Source organism: Actinomadura citrea (genome assembly GCF_013409045.1).
GTDB lineage: Bacteria > Actinomycetota > Actinomycetes > Streptosporangiales > Streptosporangiaceae > Spirillospora > Spirillospora citrea.
On sequence record NZ_JACCBT010000001.1, the window covers coordinates 769,257 to 783,128 of the forward strand.

Here is a 13,872-nt window from a genome sequence, read left to right on the forward strand (position 1 = left end):
TCGCTCGACGCTGGTGTCGGTGTCCGACCGTTCCAAGATCAGGAGAGTTCATGGCGTACCCGTTCGATCCGGAGCAGCCGCTGCCCGACCCGCTGACCCCGGACGCGGCCACCCGTGTCCGCGACGAGCGCCGGGAACTGCTGCCGACCTGGGCCGAAGCGAGTCGCGAACTGGTCGTCCACCTGGGCCAGCTCTCCCGTTGGAACCCACCCGAGATCCTCCTCGAACACCCGAGCCACGGCCTCACGCACATGAGCACGATCTGCGCCTCCGAGGACCTCACCCCGTTCGAGATGATCGGCTACAAGCCCTTCGACCTGCTTCTGACCGCGTACTGCGCCGAGTACATGTTCAGCGACGTCGGCGGCGAATGGGTGCTCGACGAGGACCCGGAATCCCCCACCTTCGCCCGGTTTCTCATGGGTGAGCACGACGCAGCCCATCCGAACGCGACGGTGGACGTCTACGCCGCCGTGACCACATTCCTGAACGAGCCCAAGGGACGCGACCTGAAAAAGCTCCTGGAGTCACTCCAAGACGCCATGGGCGCCCCGGCAGGCGTCCACGACACCTCTTACCCCTGACGTAGGCACCGGCCCCCGGCGCATCCAAGCAGGACGCCGGCACACCGATCGGGGCGTCCCGCCAAGCCGCCTGTCAGGGTCTTCTTCAGAAGGAGCCGCACTGCGTTAATCGTTGGCCTCCCGGGTGCCGGGCGGGTTGACTGCACCTGTGACCGAGCTGCCCGTTCCCGCCGACCTGGCCCGCCTCGTGGTCGGGTGCTGGATCGTGGGAGGCGTTGCGGCGCCTCGAGCACTACCGCAGCCCGCCGTCGACCTGGTGGTGATGCCGGACGGGCGGTGCCGGCTGGCCGGGCCGGAGACACGTTGCCGGCAGGGGCCGCTGCCCAAGGGCGGAGCGCTGGTCGGAGTGCGGTTGCGACCGGGCACCGTGACCGGGTTGTTCGGAGTGGCGGCCGACGAGGTGCCGCTGGCCGGGGCACCCATCGAGGTCGGGCGCCTGCCAGGGCCGGCGCAGGCACGGCTTGCGGGCGCGCTGGCGCTGGTACGGGCGCGGGCGGGGCAGTGCCGCGTCGACGAACGGGTGCGCAAGGTGGTGGCGTTCATGCACGCGGCACCGGGCGCTCCTGTGGGCCGACACGCGGCTGAGGTGGGATTGTCCGAACGGCAGTTGCGGCGCCGGTTCGTGGTCGCCGTCGGGCTCCGGCCAAAGGCCTACATCCGGGTGGTCCGACTGCACGAGGCACTGGCCGCCGCGCAGTCTGCACTGGCTCGGGGCGAACCTCCGAACTGGGCCAATATCGCGGCAAGTAGTGGCTTTTACGACCAATCGCACCTGCTCGCCGAGTTCCGGGAAGCGGTGGGTGTGCCGCCGAACACGTTGCTGCGCGATGTCCGTTTTCTCCAAGCTTCGCCAGCCCCAGGATGACACGCTCGCGGCATGGGCAATGAGGTCGTCGAGAAGATCCTCGACTGGCACCGAGAAACCGCGCGGCACGGTCTTGTCGGCGACGGCATGCGTTACCTGGAAGGTCTGGGCGCCTGGGCTGTACACGGCCATGCCGAAGTCAAGCAGGTACTGACCGACTATCAGGCGTTCTCCTCCGACGAACTGCGTTACAGCGCGCGACCCGTGCCGCACCGGAACAACCCGGTCCTGGGCAGCCTCGCCGCGATCGACCCACCGCGACACCAACTGCTGCGCAAGCTCGTCAGCCGGGCCTTCACTCCTCGCGCGGTTCAGACGCTGCTGCCCTGGATCACCGACACGGTGCGAACCCAACTGACCGAAGTGGACGGTGAGCTGGACGTGATCGGCCGGCTCGGCTACCCACTGCCGGTGCACACCATCACCGCGCTGCTCGGCATCGAGCCCGCCCGGCAGCCGGACTTCGTGCGCTGGACCGAGGCGATCACCTCCTTCGCCGGCGCGTTCGCCCAGGACCCGGCACGGCAGGCGGTGTTCCGAGCCGCGCGGACCGAGCTGACCGAGTACTTCCAAGAGGCGTTCGCAGATCGTCGCACCCGCCCCCGGGACGACATCATCAGTGTCCTCCTGGCCGCCGAACCGGACGGCACCCGGCTCACCGAAGACGAGCTGCTCAACTTCTGCACACTGCTGCTCATCAACGGCCACGAGACCACCAAGACGCTGCTGGTCAACACCGTGCTGTGCCTGACGGCTCACCCGGACGCGCTGGCCGCACTGCGCGCGAACCCCGATCTGGTGCCCAGCGCCATCGAGGAGGTCCTGCGGTTTCTCCCGCCGACCGGTGGCACCGACCGGTTCACCACCGGCCCGACGAGCATCGCCGGACACGCGGTCGAGGCCGGCCAGCGGGTGATCACCATGATCCTCTCCGCCAACCGAGACCCCAGAGTGTTCACCGAGCCGAACCGATTCCGGCCGGACCGCGCTCCAGGCCAACACCTGTCCTTCGGCCACGGCGTGCACTTCTGCCTCGGCGCGCACCTGGCCCGGCATCAGGTCGCGATCGCGATAGGCGGGCTGCTGCACCGGCTGCCCGGTCCGTGGTCGGTGAGCCGGATCGACACCGCCCGCACACCGGTCGGCATCGACGTACTCGACCTCGCGCTGGCCGGCCCGAGCAACTCCTGAAACGGACTTGTCTCGACCTCGAACGGGTCGGCGTCGTACTCGATGAGACGGGCCAGGGCGTCCCGGTCCTGCTCCGCGGTCCATCGCCGACGCACCTGCTCCCGCCAGACTCGCCCACTCGCCCCAGCCTCGTCCACGCCCTGACGGTCACTCGAAGCGACCATCAGATCACGGCGAGAACAGAAGTAGTCGCTACCAACGCCGCTCGACGGTGCCCTCGGTCGCGACACGTGCCTTGGGAAGAGTGCGGAGCTTGACCCGCCGGCCACGCCGTCGAACGCGGGCAAGACGTCCCTCATCGGCCCGTGCGTCGTCCTCCAGACGGAGACGCCGCTGCAATCTGCTCTCGACCCAATCTCCCAACGGCAGGCCGGGCTCCTTGCGCCATGTCTTCGGCCGCCGACGTGCCAGACGCTCCTCAACCTCAATCGCCTTCCCCATGTCGGGACTGCCCGCGGCTTCCTGAAGAAGCTGATGAAGGCGATGACGGTTGGCACGATTGGGAAATCGCTTGTTCAGCCGAACCGCGTTCCTGGAACTTTTATCGTTCTCCGCGTACGCGTTGCGACGGTCCTTGGCGTAACTGAGCTGCTTCTTCTCCTGGGGGCTCCTGCTCCTCATACCGCCTTGCCTTCTCCTGCGACCTCCGGGAGGGCTACCAGGAGCGCACTGTACGTGGACGAAAGGTGCCGCCCAAGCCAATTACGCACAAGGTCCCGGCTACCAGCGACACCGAACGGCCGCCCCCCGCTGGGCTATGCGGCTGGCCTACGCGCTGCCGCTGCTGGTGCTGCCGTCGTACCTGTGGCGGCTGCCGTTCGCGTTCCACTTCCCGATGGGACAGGTCCGATCAAGGGTGTTGCCCAAACTCATCAACGAACGTTGCCGCTACACGCGGACGAAGCCATGCGAACGGCGAGTCGCGTTAGCGGCGGGGCGCGGCGGCCAGGCAGCTCATGATCAGGTCGGTTAGCGCGTCGGTTGCGTCGGCGGCGGTCGTGCGCCCGTGGTTGAGTTCGGCGGCGATCGCCTCGGCGGCGCCCAGTGCGCCGGCGCAGCGCAGCCGGAGCGCCTGGGCGCCGAGGCCGGAGTGGGGGGCCAGCGCGTCGGCCATCAGGTCGGTGTAGTCATCGAGCAGTTCGTGCTGGACCGCTTCCATCTCCGGGCTCCCCTTCAGCGCCGCCGAGATCGCGTTGAGCTCCGGCATGGCTGTGGCGCAGGTGAGGTAGGCCTGGCCCATCAGCCCTGCGACCCCGTATGCGTCAGGCCCTGCTTCCGTCAGTGCCTGCGTCAGCGCGGCCCGGTGTTGCTCGTCGAGCCGCCGGTAGAGCGCGATGAGAAGCCCCTGACGGGTGCCGAAGTGGTCGTACACGATCGGCCTGCTCACCTCGGCGGCCTCGGCCAGCGTGACCAGGGTCAGGCCGTCGGCCCCACGGTCGCGGACGATCGCCGTCGCCGAGTCGAGCAGTTGCTCTCGCCTGGCCTGTTTGGACAGGCGGGTCGTCGGTGCCCTCATCGTCCTCCCTTGCGTCACGACACCAGCCTAAGCTACAAAGTGTAGGCTACAAAATGTAGCTTGATGTGAGTGAGAGGACTCTGCAGATGAAGCAGCCGGTTTTGATCATGGGCGGATCGGGTCAGGCGGGTTCGGACACCGCTGCCGTCCTACGGGAGTGGCACCCGGACCTGCCCCTGGCCATCGCGGGCCGCAACCTCGACCGCGCCCGCAAGGTCGCCGACGAACTCGGCAACGCCATCGCCGTCACCCTCGACCTTCAGCGTCCCGACCTCGGCCTCCCCGCCGAGCAGGACTTCTCCGCCGTGGTCGCAGCCGTGCGTGACTCCCGCCTGCACGGGCTCGGTTACGCCCAGGAGCGCGGCCTGCCCTACCTCAGCATCTCCAGCGGCCTGGTCGGCATCGCCCCGGAGGTCGTCGCCGCCGCCCAGCGGGCGAGTGCCGTTCCGGTGCTGCTGGCCAGCCACTATCTGGCCGGCCTCGTCGTCCTCGTGGTCATGGACCTGGCCCGGGAGTTCGGGCGGCTCGACGCCATCCGGATCGCCGCCGTCCTCGACGACCAGGACGCCGGCGGACCGGCAGCGCTCGACGACCTGGAGCGCCTGGCCGCTGTCACCTCCGCCGGCCTGGTGCGCCAGGACGGGGCCTTCACCTGGGTCTCCGGGGCCGAGGCGGAGGTGGGTGTGCCCAGCATCGACGGTGTCGTGCTGCCCGGCCAGCGGATCGCCATCCTCGACGTCCCGAGTCTCGCCCTGGCCACCGGGGCGGGTGACGTCCACTTCGACTTCGCCGTCGGCGCTTCGGCCGGCCGTAGACGCGGCGAGCCGGCTTCCACCGAGGTCCTCATCGACCTGGAGGGAACCGGCCCGTCCGGCGACCCTCTCCGCACCCGCCGCCACCTCTTCCACCCCGCCGGCCAGCGCCCCCTCACGGCCCTCGGCATCGCCCTCGGCGTCGAGCGGCTCCTCGGCCTGCGCGGCGAACCCGCCGGCCCCGGCCTGCACACCCCCGAAGCCCTGCTCGACCCGGCCCTCGCCGTCGAGCGGATGACGGCCATCGGAACCACTTTCGGCACCCTGTGACGCTCTGTGGGTTGGAGTTGCGAATTGCGGGTGCCGGGGCTGTGGCGGCTATCTGGGGTGCCGTACGGCTTTCTTCATGTGCGCCACGTAGGGGGTTGAGTGGTGTCGCGGACCGATTTCCGGGGGTTCGTCGTCATGCAGTTCATCTAGGCCACGCCCCGCCCTGACTTAGGGCCGTGCCATGCGTTGGCTACGCGGTTCTTCAGGGACTGGCCGTCGGCGAAGAAGGCCGATAGGTCGAACGGAGTCCCGTCGGGGCGGGGGTCGTGGCGCGGGCTTGGGCTGCGTTCTAGGACGGTTAGGGGGATGTTGTGCGCGCGGGCCAGGTAGGGCAACCAGTCGTCGGGGATGCTTTCGCCGCGTTCCCAGCGAGACCTCGTGTCGAGTGACGGTGTCAGAGTTGGTCAGCTCGCAGAGTTCTGCGGCCAGGGCTCGCTGGCTTCGGTTGCCGCGTAGACATGCCGGATAGGCGCCGAACGCGCGTCGTTGCTGTTGCTGTCAAAAGGCCCGGAACCGCGAGTGGTTCCGGGCCTTTGGCTGGTCACATGAGGTGGGCAGGGGCGGGGTCGAACCGCCGACCTTCCGCTTTTCAGAAGTAGCACCCACCCTGCGGCCACCCCGTTGACCAAGGTCAGACGGTGCTCGACGTGCGCCCACGGTGCTGTCTGGTGGCCATCGTTGCCGTCAGGGTTGCCGTCACCGGTCAGTGCTGTCAGGCGACCTTGATCGAGTGGGGGCCGACGCTGACGGTGATGTCCACGTGGCCGCCGAGTGCGGTGGCGTAGGCGCGGAGTGTCTCCAGCTCCATGGCTTCGAGGTCGCCGTTCTCGATCTGGGAGACGCGGGACTGGCTGACGCCGAGGATCTGGGCGACCTCGGCTTGTGTCTTGCCGATGGCCTTGCGGAGTTCTTTGAGGTGGTGGCCGGCGACGTAGGCGTCCAGTTCGGCGCGGGCCTGGGCCTGGCGCTCGGGGTCGGCCAGTTCGGGGTTGCGGCGGTGTGCTTCGGCTTTGATGTCCTGCCAGCGACGTCCGGTGCTCATCGTCCGCCCTCCTTATCCTTCGCTGCCCGGTACTCGGCGTACCGGGCTTCCGCCAGTGGGATCGCCTCGTCGTACCAGCGTGACCACTGCCCGGCCTTGTCTCCGGCCACAAGAAAGATCGCTGCCCGATCTGGATCGAATACGAACAGCATGCGGATCTCCGATCGGCCTCGGCTTCCGGGCCGCAGCTCCTTGAGGTTGCGTAGCTCGCTGTGTTCCAGTGTGTCGACCAGCGGTCGTCCCAGCGTCGGCCCGACCTCGGCCGGCCTGCTCGATCAAGGCCGCAGTGTCCGTCTCGGATTCACACAGCTTGAGGAACCAGCTCTCAACCGGTTCAAGGAGGATGACGTCCCAGGGCACCCGACCAATATAACCTCTAGCTCATACTGCGAGGTTGACCGTCCGCTTCCTGATGACGTCCGTTGCCGTCAAACACAACGCCCCGGGCCACATGGCTCCGGGGCGTTCTTGCTGGTCCTTGAGGTGGGCAGGGGCGGGGTCGAACCGCCGACCTTCCGCTTTTCAGGCGGACGCTCGTACCGACTGAGCTACCTGCCCAGGACGCGCGTCGGCGCGTCTGGCGGTCCTGACGGGATTTGAACCCGCGGCCTCCACCTTGACAGGGTGGCGAGCACTCCTAGCTGCTCCACAGGACCTTGCGTCTCCGAGCCTAGCGGCTCTGGAGGGGTGTCTTGGCCGGTGTGTCCGGCGCTTGGCGACGTCCGAGAGCATACGCGATGGCCGAGGGGGTCGCCAACTCGATTACCCCGGGCGGGTGAGGGGACGATCCGGGCGGGGAGAAACCGGGCGGACAAGAGTGTTTCGTGTTTGTGCTTGGGGCTCCTACTCTGTCCGGGTTGCGCAACGGTGCGTGATCGGAGGGTGGCGCTGCCGCCCCTTGCGGGGCGGCTGTAGAGAGGAGGCCGTGTGGTCGCGAAGCTCCCAGACCAGAGCGCGGAGGACTACCAACGCGGGCTTGGGACCCGCCAGGTCCAGATGCTGGCCATCGGCGGGACGATCGGCACCGGGCTGTTCCTGGGCGCCGGGGAGAACATCGCCAAGGCCGGGCCCAGCCTGATCCTGACGTACGCCGTGGCGGGGCTGGCGCTGTTCTTCGTCATGCGGGCGCTCGGCGAGCTGCTGACGTACCGGCGGGCCGAGGGCGGGTTCGCCGGGTATGCCCGGGAGTTCCTCGGGCCGTTCTGGGGCTACGCCACGACCTGGACGTACTGGATCATCTGGGTGACGACCGGGATGGCGGAGCTGACCGCGGCCGGCAAGTACATCCAGAAGTGGTGGCCGGGCGTCGAGCAGTGGCAGACGGCGCTGGTGGCGCTGGTGGTCCTGTTCGTGGTGAACCTGATCTCGGTGAAGCTCTTCGGCGAGCTGGAGTTCTGGTTCGCGATGATCAAGGTCGCGGCGATCGTGATGATGATCCTGGTCGGGCTCGGGGTGCTGGTCTTCGGGTTCAGCGACGCGGGGGACACCGCGGGGGTCGGGAACCTGTGGGACCACGGGGGCGTGTTCCCCGAGGGGGCCGGGGCCACGATCATGACGCTGCAGATGGTGATGTTCGCCTACCTGGGCGTCGAGCTGGTGGGCGTGACGGCGAGCGAGGCCAAGGATCCGGAGAAGAACATCCCGCGGGCGATCAACGCGCTGCCGGTGCGGTTCGCGCTGTTCTACCTGGGGTCGCTGCTGGTGATCCTCGCGGTGGTGCCGTGGACGGCGTTCAAGGGCGGGGCGAGCCCGTTCGTCCTGGCGTTCGACCAGATCGGCATTCCGGGCGGGGCGGACATCGTCAACTTCGTGGTGCTGACGGCGGCGCTGTCGTCCTGCAACGCGGGCGGGCTCTACTCGACGTCCCGCATGCTGCGGACGGCGGGCGTCAACGGGGACGGTCCGAAGGTGCTCGGACGGCTCAACGGGCGCGGTGTGCCTGTTCTGACGGTCGTCATCTCCGCGCTGGTCATGGGCATCGGGGTGGTCGTCAACGCGGTCGTGCCGGAGAAGGCGTTCGAGTACATCACGTCGGTGTCCACCGGTGGGGCCCTGCTGGTGTGGACGGTCATCCTGGTCGCGCACATGGTCTACCGGCGGCGGTCGGCGGCCGGGGAGCTGCCGAGGGCGCCGTACCGGATGCCGTGGGCGCCCTACACGAGCTGGGCCGTGCTGGCGTTCTTCGCGTTCGTCACGGTGACGATCGCGTGGGAGGCCGATACGCGGATCGCGCTCTACGTGATGGCCGCCTGGGGAGCGCTGGTCGTGGTCGGCTGGCTGTTCGTCCGGCGTAGCTCGCAGGAGGCGCGGGTGCCCGTTCCGCTGGCGGAGGAGAGTACGAGCGCCTGAGTGAGGACATCCCACGGCGGGACGGCGCCCGCCGTGGGATGATCCCTCATGGGCGGTTCCTTCCCTCCGGAGGCGCGCGTGACCAGCAGGCTCGAGATCCGGGTGCGGTGGGTCCTGCTGGTCGTGGTGGGTGTCGCGAACATCATCGGCTCGCTGGTGGTGCTGCTGTTCGCGACGTTCGTGGTGCCCGATCCGCCCTTGGACGACCGCGACTACGTTCATCTGGTCAACGCGGTGGCGTTCTTCAGCTATCCGGTGGTCGCGGCTCCGGCGGCGCTGTTGTGCGGGCTGTGGCTGTGGCGTCCCGTGGTCACGTTCGTCCGGGACGGGGGAGAGCCCGACCGGCGGCAGCGCCGGGCCGTGCTGCTCGGGCCGCTGCGGCTGACGCTGCTCGTCGGGGCGCTGTGGGGGGTCGGCGCGCTCGGCTGGGCGGCGCTCGACATGATGCTGTTCACCGGGCGGCTGGCGGTGAAGACGGGGCTGACGTGCCTGCTCGGCGCGGGCACGACCTGCACGATCGTCTACCTGCTGTCGGAGCGGCTGCTGCGGCCGGCGGCGGCGCTGGTGCTGGGCGCGGAGCGTCCGAAGAGGCTGCGGCTGCCCGGGGTGACGACGCGCGTGATGCTCGCCTGGGCGCTCGGGACGGCGATCCCGGTGTTCGGCCTGATCTGCGTCGCGATCGCCGCGCTGGCCTCGCCGGACATCAACGTCACCCAGCTCGCGATCACGATCCTCGGCCTCGGCGGCGCCGCGCTGCTCGCGGGGGTCTGCGTGATCTACATGGCGACGCGCGCGATCGCCGATCCGATCAAGGCGGTGCGCAGCGGGATGGCGCAGGTCGAGCGGGGGGACCTCGGCGCCGAGGTGGACGTGTACGACGCGAGCGAGGTCGGGCAGCTGCAGGCCGGGTTCAACCACATGGTCGCGGGGCTGCGGGAGATCGAGTGGCTGCGCGACCTGTTCGGGCGGCATGTCGGCGAGGAGGTCGCCGACCTGGCGCTGGAGCGCGGCGTCGTCACGCTCGGCGGCGAGACGCGCGAGGTGGCCGTGCTGTTCGTGGACCTGACCGGGTCCACCAGGCTGGCCGACACGCGCAGCCCGGACGAGGTGGTGGGGCTGCTCAACCGGTTCTTCGGCGTCGTGGTGTCGGCGGTGGCCAAGCACGGCGGCTGGATCAACAAGTTCGAGGGGGACGCGGCGCTGGCGATCTTCGGGGCGCCGACCCAGGTGGAGGACTCGGCCGGCGGGGCGCTCGGCGCGGCCCGCGAGCTGGCGGTGCGGCTGCGCGCCGAGGTGCCGATGCTGGACGCGGGGATCGGGGTGTCCGCGGGCCCGGTCGTCGCCGGGTACATCGGCGCGGAGGAGCGGTTCGAGTACACGGTGATCGGCGATCCGGTGAACGAGGCGGCGCGGCTCAGCGACCTCGCCAAGGACGAGGAGGGGCGGGTGCTCGCCTCGGCGACCGTTCTGGAGCTGGCGCACCTCGCCGAGTCCGACGAGTGGGACCTCGGACGGTCGGTGACGCTGCGCGGGCGGAGCCGTCCGACACGGCTGGGCACGCCCCGCCGCCCGGCGCGTCCCGTGATCCCCGCTCCACGGGCCGCGCCGGGGACGGGACGGACGAGGTTCCCGCGCCCGCTGAGGCGCAGCAGGAGGCTGCTGTTCGGGGCACTGGTGCTGGCGAAAGCGGCCAAGAGCGCAAAAGCCGCGGGGCAGGGCAGTCCCGAAGAGCCCGGAGGCCATTCCGGCGGTACGGCCGTGTCTGACTCGTCCTGACGGGACCCGATGCGTATCGTCACCTTCGGTACACAGTCTGCTACCGATCTGTAACTCCGGCGTCACCGGACGGGCCGAGGGTTGGGGCGGACAGCCCGGCTCCCGAGAGGTGACTGATGCACCGGCGGAATCGTCTCGCGCTCCTCGCCGTCCTGGCCACCGCGGCCGTCGCCGTCCCGGCGGCGCCCGCCGACGCCCGTCCAGGCCCCGACCCGACCCTGTCCCTGCTGCCGGGCGCCCCGGAACCGCGCCCGCGCACCGCCCCCGCCCAGGCCCCGGATCCGGACGCCGGCGTCCTGAACGTCGCGCACCGGGGCGCGTCCGCGTACGCGCCGGAGAACACGCTGGCGGCGTTCCGGCTCGCCCAGCCCAAGAAGGCGGACATGTTCGAGCTGGACGTCCAGGAGACCAGGGACCGCCAGCTCGTGATCATGCACGACGCCACCCTCGCCCGGACGACGAACGCGGAGGAGGTCTACCCCGGCCGCAAGCCCTGGAAGGTCGCCGACTTCACCCTCGCCGAGATCGGGAGGCTGGACGCCGGCGGCTGGTTCGCGAAGAAGTACGCGGGCGAGCGCGTCCCGACGCTCGGCCAGGTGCTGGCCGGGATGCGCGGCAGGGGCCTCGGGCTGCTGCTGGAGATCAAGAACCCCGGGCTGTACCCCGGCATCGAGCGACGCATCGCGGCGGAGCTGAGGCGGTTCCCGTCCTGGCTCCGGTACGACCCGCGGGAGCGGCGCCTCGTCGTCCAGTCGTTCGACTGGGAGTCGGTGCGGCGGTTCCACGCCGTCCTGCCGAAGGTGCCGACCGGCCTCCTCGGTACCCCGAAGGCCGCGGATCTGCCGAAGCTCGCGAAGTACGCGGATCAGGTCAATCCCGCCTTCGGTGGCCTGACCGAGTCCTACGTCGACGAGGTTCACGACGCCGGGATGGACCTGCTCACCTGGACGATCGACGCTCCCGGCGACATGGAGCGGGCGATCGACCTCGACGTGGACGGGATCATCACCAACAGGCCGGACGTCCTGCACCGCGTCGTGGACGACTCCGCGGAGCGGGCGGCCTGATCAGGCGGGCCACCGGCGCGCGCGGGCGATCAGCGCCCGCGCCGCCGGGCTGCGCGGCCCCTCGGTGCGCCAGGCCAGGGCGATCCGCCCGGTCAGCCGCGGCCGGACGACCGGGAGCGCGCGCAGGTCGTCCGGGCGGCCGCGGGCGGCGGACTCGGGCAGCACGGCGACGCCCAGGCCGTGCGCGGCGATCTCGGCGAGGACCGGCGGCTCGCCCGCCTCGAACGCGACGCGCGGGCGCAGGCCGGCGTCCGCGAAGGCCCCGTCCAGGACGGCCCGCAGCCCGGTGCCCTTCGGCAGGCAGATCAGGTTCTCCTCGGCGAGGGCCCGCAGGCTGATCGTGGACCTGCGCGCCAGCGGGTGGCCGCGGGCGACGGCGGCGACGAGGTCCTGCTCGATGACGACCCGCGTCGCGACGCCCTCGGGCGGGTCGCCGCCGAGGCTGAGGAAAGCCAGGTCGATCCGTCCGGTGCGGAGTCCTTCGGTCAGCGTCGCGGAATCCTCCTGGACGACGGTGATCTCGACGTCCGGGTGGTCGCGGTGGAATCCGGCCAGCATGCCGGGAAGGTCCAGCGACCGGATCCAGTCGATCGTGCCGATCGTGACGTGCCCGCGGAGCAGGCCCGTCAGCTCGTCCACCGCCAGCCGGGCGCCCTCGACCGCGGCGAGCGCGGCGCGCGCGTAGGGAAGGACGGCGGCGCCGACCTCGGTCAGCCGGACGGTCCGACCGGAGCGGTCGAGCAGCGGCTGGCCCAGTTCCCGCTCCAGCTGCCGGATCTGGGCGCTCACGCCGGGCTGGGCGACGTGCAACCGGGCCGCGGCCCTGGTGAAGCCGGCCTCTTCCGTGACCGCCACGAAGTACTCAAGCTGGCGCAGCTCCATAACGGGACATGCTAGTCGCGTGCCCTCCCAGCGCCCGGGCTTCTGCATGCCCGGTCGGTCCGGCAACCAATTCTTTTGCCGGTCTTGGCTGCATCGCTGCTGTTCAGAGGACTGATCCGGGCGTGTGCGGTGATTACCTCACCTGCGGGAGGTCGGGTGTACGGACGGCGCACATGGTCCATACGGGTGCGGATGACCGTTATTGCCGGGACGGTCACCGCCGTTATCTGTGCCATCGTGACGACGCTGATCCTCGTGGAGGCGCGGGGATCGGAGACCGACTCCTCCCGCGGCGAGGCGAACGCGGCCGCGCTCCGGCTGTCGTACGAGCTGCGGCGCGGGTCGGCGCCCGACCGGTTCGACGGGGTGCCGGGCGTCATGCTGCAGGTCGTGGACGTGAAGCGGACGGTGATCGCGGGGACCTCGGGCCGGGCGCCGGCCGACCGTCCGCTCGCCAGCTTCGTCCCGTCGGAGACGCGCGTGTACGCCACCCGGAGGGTGTGCTCGCCGGTGGGGCGCCACCGGTGCCTGTGGGTGATCGGCTTCCGCATCTTCAGGCCGGGCGGCGACTGGCTGATCTACGCCGCCGTCCCGATCATCCCCTGGTACGTGAGCCCAGGCTTGATCATTTTCCTGGCCAGCGTCTCGCTGCTGGTGATCCTGCTGGGCTGCCTGCGCGCCTGGACGACGGTGGACCAGACCCTCGCCCCCGTGGACGCGATCCGGGCCGAGCTGGCGGAGATCACCGCGCACCGGTCGGGCCGCCGGGTGACGGTGCCGGAGAGCCGGGACGAGATCAGGCGGCTCGCGGAGGCCGCGAACGCGACCCTGGACCGGCTGGACAGCGCCCTCGAACGGCAGCGCAGCTTCACCTCCGACGCGTCCCACGATCTGCGCAGCCCCATCGCGGCCGCGCGCGCCCAGATCGAGGAGGCGCTCCTGTTCCCCGACGACGTCGACTGGCCGCAGACCGCGCGGAACGTCCTGCAGAGCCTGGAACGGCTCCAGGCGATCGTGACGGACCTGCTGCAGCTCGCCCGGCTGGACGCCGCCGCCTGGCAGGACGTCGAGACGGTCGACCTCGGTGCGCTGGTCACCATCGAGTTGGCGAGGTCGGACCGGACGAAGCGGATCGTCCCGCATCTCCAGGAGGGCGTGACGGTGCGCGGGGACCGGCTCAGGCTCGTCCGCCTGCTGACGAACCTGCTGGACAATGCCGAGCGGCACGCCGAGTCGCGTGTCGACGTCAAGGTGTCGCGGGAGGACGGCACCGCCGTGCTGGAGGTCGTCGACGACGGCGTGGGCGTCGCCGAGGAGAACCGGGACCTTGTGTTCCAGCGCTTCGCCCGCCTGCAGGACAGCAAGGCCCGCGACCCCGGGGGCACCGGCCTCGGCCTGCCGATCGCCAGGGAGATCGCACGGCTGCACGGCGGCAGCCTCACCATCGAGGACAGCGAGCGCGGCGCCCGGTTCGTCCTGCGGATACCGCCCGACCATGACGGCAGGCCGCCCGGTTAG

At 70.2% G+C, this 13,872-nt stretch carries 12 protein-coding genes and 2 tRNA genes; 8 read left to right on the forward strand and 6 right to left on the reverse strand.

The window, feature by feature from the left end; genetic code table 11:
* Positions 1–50 precede the first annotated feature (50 nt).
* The 3 genes from BJ999_RS03875 to BJ999_RS03885 all read left to right on the forward strand — a co-directional run bounded on the left by BJ999_RS03875 (position 51) and on the right by BJ999_RS03885 (position 2,640).
* Positions 51–584 (forward strand): hypothetical protein, encoded by a 534-nt coding sequence (locus BJ999_RS03875; RefSeq protein ID WP_179831994.1) that lies wholly within the window; start codon positions 51–53, stop codon positions 582–584.
* A 148-nt stretch (positions 585–732) separates the two neighbouring features.
* Positions 733–1,449: a helix-turn-helix domain-containing protein gene (locus tag BJ999_RS03880; RefSeq protein ID WP_179831995.1), complete on the forward strand. Its 717-nt coding sequence runs from the start codon at positions 733–735 to the stop codon at positions 1,447–1,449.
* Between the two features lie 12 nt (positions 1,450–1,461).
* Positions 1,462–2,640, forward strand: coding sequence for a cytochrome P450 (locus BJ999_RS03885; RefSeq protein WP_179831996.1), 1,179 nt, complete (start codon positions 1,462–1,464; stop codon positions 2,638–2,640).
* Between the two features lie 925 nt (positions 2,641–3,565).
* On the opposite strand, the gene BJ999_RS03890 is transcribed toward BJ999_RS03885, so the two are convergent.
* A complete protein-coding gene (locus BJ999_RS03890; RefSeq protein WP_179831997.1) occupies positions 3,566–4,156 on the reverse strand; it encodes a TetR/AcrR family transcriptional regulator in 591 nt (196 codons plus the stop codon).
* An 86-nt stretch (positions 4,157–4,242) separates the two neighbouring features.
* Here BJ999_RS03890 and BJ999_RS03895 point away from each other — a divergent pair, with 86 nt between their 5' ends.
* Positions 4,243–5,238, forward strand: a complete 996-nt coding sequence (locus tag BJ999_RS03895; RefSeq protein WP_179831998.1) for an SDR family oxidoreductase — start codon at positions 4,243–4,245, stop codon at positions 5,236–5,238.
* 712 nt (positions 5,239–5,950) lie between these two features.
* Here the strand turns inward: BJ999_RS03895 and BJ999_RS03900 are convergent.
* From BJ999_RS03900 to BJ999_RS03915, 4 genes are all read right to left on the reverse strand, one after another.
* Entirely contained in the window at positions 5,951–6,280 is a 330-nt protein-coding gene (locus BJ999_RS03900; RefSeq protein WP_067807575.1) for a helix-turn-helix domain-containing protein, read from the reverse strand.
* Positions 6,277–6,525 (reverse strand): type II toxin-antitoxin system RelE/ParE family toxin, encoded by a 249-nt coding sequence (locus BJ999_RS03905; RefSeq protein WP_373292712.1) that lies wholly within the window; start codon positions 6,523–6,525, stop codon positions 6,277–6,279. The genes BJ999_RS03900 and BJ999_RS03905 overlap by 4 nt, the downstream gene beginning before the upstream one ends.
* Before the next feature lie 239 nt (positions 6,526–6,764).
* Positions 6,765–6,838: transfer RNA gene (locus BJ999_RS03910), tRNA-Phe, on the reverse strand.
* Between the two features lie 20 nt (positions 6,839–6,858).
* A tRNA-Asp gene (locus BJ999_RS03915) sits at positions 6,859–6,936 on the reverse strand.
* A 271-nt stretch (positions 6,937–7,207) separates the two neighbouring features.
* Between BJ999_RS03915 and BJ999_RS03920 the strand changes: the two genes are divergently transcribed.
* The 3 genes from BJ999_RS03920 to BJ999_RS03930 all read left to right on the forward strand — a co-directional run bounded on the left by BJ999_RS03920 (position 7,208) and on the right by BJ999_RS03930 (position 11,472).
* Positions 7,208–8,629 (forward strand): amino acid permease, encoded by a 1,422-nt coding sequence (locus BJ999_RS03920; protein ID WP_218934927.1) that lies wholly within the window; start codon positions 7,208–7,210, stop codon positions 8,627–8,629.
* A gap of 78 nt (positions 8,630–8,707) precedes the next feature.
* Positions 8,708–10,405 carry an adenylate/guanylate cyclase domain-containing protein gene (locus tag BJ999_RS03925; RefSeq protein WP_229810210.1) on the forward strand — a complete coding sequence of 566 codons (1,698 nt, stop codon included), beginning with the start codon at positions 8,708–8,710 and terminating at the stop codon, positions 10,403–10,405.
* Between the two features lie 116 nt (positions 10,406–10,521).
* Entirely contained in the window at positions 10,522–11,472 is a 951-nt protein-coding gene (locus BJ999_RS03930) for a glycerophosphodiester phosphodiesterase (protein WP_218934928.1), read from the forward strand.
* Here BJ999_RS03930 and BJ999_RS03935 read toward each other — a convergent pair whose 3' ends face one another.
* A complete protein-coding gene (locus BJ999_RS03935) occupies positions 11,473–12,354 on the reverse strand; it encodes a LysR family transcriptional regulator (RefSeq protein WP_179832000.1) in 882 nt (293 codons plus the stop codon).
* Positions 12,355–12,591: 237 nt separating this feature from the next.
* On the opposite strand from BJ999_RS03935, the gene BJ999_RS03940 reads away from it, so the two are divergent.
* On the forward strand, positions 12,592–13,872 hold the full coding sequence (locus BJ999_RS03940) for a sensor histidine kinase (RefSeq protein ID WP_229810211.1): 1,281 nt from the start codon (positions 12,592–12,594) through the stop codon (positions 13,870–13,872).

Excerpts from the sequence above, each read along its gene's own strand:
- BJ999_RS03875 (WP_179831994.1), top strand. The coding sequence starts at position 51 with ATGGCGTACCCGTTCGATCCGGAGCAGCCGCTGCCCGACCCGCTGACC.
- BJ999_RS03885 (WP_179831996.1), top strand. The coding sequence starts at position 1,462 with ATGGGCAATGAGGTCGTCGAGAAGATCCTCGACTGGCACCGAGAAACC.
- BJ999_RS03890 (WP_179831997.1), bottom strand. The coding sequence starts at position 4,156 with ATGAGGGCACCGACGACCCGCCTGTCCAAACAGGCCAGGCGAGAGCAA.
- BJ999_RS03895 (WP_179831998.1), top strand. The coding sequence starts at position 4,243 with ATGAAGCAGCCGGTTTTGATCATGGGCGGATCGGGTCAGGCGGGTTCG.
- BJ999_RS03900 (WP_067807575.1), bottom strand. The coding sequence starts at position 6,280 with ATGAGCACCGGACGTCGCTGGCAGGACATCAAAGCCGAAGCACACCGC.
- BJ999_RS03930 (WP_218934928.1), top strand. The coding sequence starts at position 10,522 with ATGCACCGGCGGAATCGTCTCGCGCTCCTCGCCGTCCTGGCCACCGCG.
- BJ999_RS03935 (WP_179832000.1), bottom strand. The coding sequence starts at position 12,354 with ATGGAGCTGCGCCAGCTTGAGTACTTCGTGGCGGTCACGGAAGAGGCC.